Origin of the sequence: Pseudomonas inefficax, from assembly GCF_900277125.1 — a bacterium.
GTDB classification, from domain to species: domain Bacteria; phylum Pseudomonadota; class Gammaproteobacteria; order Pseudomonadales; family Pseudomonadaceae; genus Aquipseudomonas; species Aquipseudomonas inefficax.
In genome coordinates this window covers 1-2,808 of the sequence record NZ_OPYN01000170.1, presented here as the reverse complement: position 1 = coordinate 2,808, position 2,808 = coordinate 1, and the positions used below count along the sequence as shown (strand labels likewise).

Here is a 2,808-nt window from a genome sequence, read left to right as displayed (position 1 = left end):
CCGAAGGTAACCCCCGTTCGNTCGACCACCGCCTGGGTGAACGTGGCTTCGTGCACCAGCACATCCGCGCCCTTGGCGGCGTCGGCGAACAGCTCAGGGTTGTCGTTGTCGCCGCACACGATCACCCGCCGCGGCGGGCGCGAAGGGCGCAAGTAGTCACTGCCATGCAGCAGCCGCCCGCCATGCTGCACCGTCAGGCCCTTGGCCAGGTCGCCCCACAGCGGGCCGCGGGGGATGCCATCGGCTTCCAGGCGCGGAATATCCAGGCGTGGTTCGGGGTTGAGCTCGGTAAAAACGAAGCCGACGCTCGGTACCCGGTGCGACAGTTGTACGCTGGTTACTTCCATGGCGTCGCTGCGCCACTCGACCAGCTCTTCCACGGCCAGCAGGCGCAATTCGAACGGCAAAAAGGTATCGCTGGCCACCAGCCCCTGCCGCACCCAGTCGTGCAGGGCAGCGGGCAGGACAAGGTCCAGCGGCTGGGTGCGCCCGCTCATGCCGGCGCTGGCCAGCAGGCCCGGCAGGCCGAAGCAATGGTCGCCGTGCACGTGGGTGATGAAGATGGCGCGCAGGTCGCGGATCGACAGCGGCGTGTGCAGCAGCCGATGCTGGGTGCCTTCGCCACAGTCCACCAGGTACCAGTGGCTGCCGCTGGCTTCGATCACGGCGGTGGCGCTGACGTTGCGTGCCTTGGTCGGCACGCCGGCGGAGGTGCCCAGGAACAGCAAATCCATGGTCTGGCTCCTTGTTTCAGCCCAACAGCGACAGGTCGCGCAGCAACGCCTGCAAACCTTGTGGTACCAGCGGGCCGATACCCGCCAGGTCGGCGCTGTCGCACCAGCGGGCACGGAACGCGCTGCCGTCGGTCTCCTGGCCGGCCAGCCAGGCTTGCAGGTACAGGCTGGCGTCGTCGAAGCGTGCATCGTACACCTGCACAATCTCATGCCCTGGCTTGCCGGCATAGGTGAACAGGCTTTCCAGCGTGCCGAGCAGTTGCACATCGCTGATCGGTTGGCCCAGTTCTTCGTCGATTTCCCGGGCAATGGCATCGCGGCCCAGTTCACCGAACTCGATGCCGCCACCCAGCGGCCGGCACAGGGTCTGGCCGGTGGCCGGGTCCTCGAAGACGTTGACCAGGATCTTGCCCTGGTGATGGAACACGCACAGTGCGAGAAAACGGATACGGTGTGCTGGTGGCGGCGTGGTACTCAACGGGCTCGTTCCTTCGAGGTGGTAAGGGCGCACACCTTAGCCGGATTGCCGCATGTCGTCGATGGCCCGCCAGGTCTTGCCTACTCGGCCTGCCGCCAGATCAGCTTGCTGGTGTCATAGCCTTGCTCCCGGGCGATCGTCAACAGTTGTTCGCGCAGCTGGTCGGTGACTGCGGGCGTGCGCGAAAGCAGCCACAAGTATTCGCGGTTCGGGTGGCCGACCAGGGCTACGCGGTAGTCCTGGTCGTGGTACAGCACCCAGTACTCGCCCTTGGTCAGGCCGGGCGCGAGGCGGCTGAACCAGTTGTCGAAGCGCACCCAGAGCTTGTCGGTGCTGCCCGGTTGCTGGGCTTCGGCAATGCCCTTGGCCTGGTTCCACTGGCCGTCCTTTTCCTGGCAGCGGTTGGTCACGTCGAGGCGGCCATCCTCTCGCAGGCCATAGTGCGCTTCGGATTGCACGCAGTTGCGCTGGAAGAACATCGGCAGCCGCGCGAGTTCGTACCAGGTGCCCTGGTAACGTTGCAGGTCGACCTGCTGGGTGCGCGGCGGCGCCGGGTGATCGTTGCCGGCGCAGCCGAGCAGGGCCAGGGTCATGCAGGAAAACAGCAACGTTGTGCGTAGCGCCATGGTGAACCTCCTTGACACGGACGGGGCTTACCTGTGTTTCGATGCGGGTGAGAGGCAAAAGTTGTACGGGATTGTACCTTTCAGAACGAACCAGTCTGCACTTCGCCAGCGCGTTCGTAGCGGGCGATGACCACGCCCTTGGGCGTAACCTGCGAGTGCTGCAGGGTGAAGGCTGCCGCCGCCGCGTCGTCGCTGAACAGGCGTTTGCCGTGGCCGAGCAGCAGCGGGTGGACCAGCAACTGCAGCTCATCGACCAGGCCCGCCGCCAGCAGTTGCTGCACCAGTTCGCTGCTGCCCTGGGTCAGCAGGTTGGCGCCGTCCTGCTGTTTCAGCGTGCGAACCGCTGCGGTGATGTCCGTGCCCAGGGCATGGCTGTTGTGCCAATCGAGGGTGGCGGGGGTGTGGGTGGCCACGTGCTTGGGCACGCTGTTGAACAGGTTGGCGATGGAGAAGTCTTCCGAGCTGTCTTTTACCTTTGGCCAGTAGCCGGCGAAGATGTCGTAGGTGCGCCGGCCCAGCAGCAACTCGAAGGGCTGGCTGAACAGGGCCTGCATGGCCTGGCCGAAGACTTCCTCGGCATAGGGCACGATCCAGCCGCCGTAGGTGAAGCCGCCGCTGGTGTCTTCGTGAGGGCCGCCGGGGGCTTGCATGACACCGTCGAGGCTGATGAAGGCGGCTACGATGAGTTTGCGCATGGGGACTCTCCTGTGTGCAGCCGGGGTGGCTGGGGCATGGGATAGTCGAATGGCGGGCAGCAGAATCGACAGCGTAAACCTGTGCTGGCCCTTTCGCGGGTAACCCCGCTCCCACAGGTACTGCACAGCCTTTGAGCCTGGCGCAATTCCTGTGGGAGCGGGTTCACCCGCGAAGAGGCAGGTGCAGGCTACCTCACAGCCAGTACGTCACCGCCCACCACCCCAGCCCACCCATCACTACGGTATAGGGCAAGGCCATCCACACCATTCGCCCA

At 65.2% G+C, this 2,808-nt stretch carries 5 protein-coding genes; all 5 read right to left on the bottom strand.

From position 1 onward, the window contains the following. Nucleotides 1–734 (bottom strand): MBL fold metallo-hydrolase (locus tag JV551A3_RS20590; RefSeq protein ID WP_133979078.1); only part of this gene is annotated, 734 nt, incomplete at its 3' end. 16 nt (nt 735–750) lie between these two features. Then, on the bottom strand, nt 751–1,212 hold the full coding sequence (locus JV551A3_RS20585; protein WP_133979076.1) for an NUDIX hydrolase: 462 nt from the start codon (nt 1,210–1,212) through the stop codon (nt 751–753). 80 nt (nt 1,213–1,292) lie between these two features. Continuing rightward, on the bottom strand, nt 1,293–1,838 hold the full coding sequence (locus JV551A3_RS20580; RefSeq protein ID WP_133979074.1) for a lipocalin family protein: 546 nt from the start codon (nt 1,836–1,838) through the stop codon (nt 1,293–1,295). An 80-nt stretch (nt 1,839–1,918) separates the two neighbouring features. Beyond that, nucleotides 1,919–2,533, bottom strand: a complete 615-nt coding sequence (locus JV551A3_RS20575; protein WP_133979072.1) for a dihydrofolate reductase family protein — start codon at nt 2,531–2,533, stop codon at nt 1,919–1,921. A gap of 193 nt (nt 2,534–2,726) precedes the next feature. Then, nucleotides 2,727–2,808: hypothetical protein (locus JV551A3_RS31100; protein ID WP_133979080.1), on the bottom strand; the 82-nt coding region annotated here is incomplete at its 5' end.

Excerpts from the sequence above, each read along its gene's own strand:
- JV551A3_RS20580 (WP_133979074.1), bottom strand. The coding sequence starts at position 1,838 with ATGGCGCTACGCACAACGTTGCTGTTTTCCTGCATGACCCTGGCCCTG.
- JV551A3_RS20575 (WP_133979072.1), bottom strand. The coding sequence starts at position 2,533 with ATGCGCAAACTCATCGTAGCCGCCTTCATCAGCCTCGACGGTGTCATG.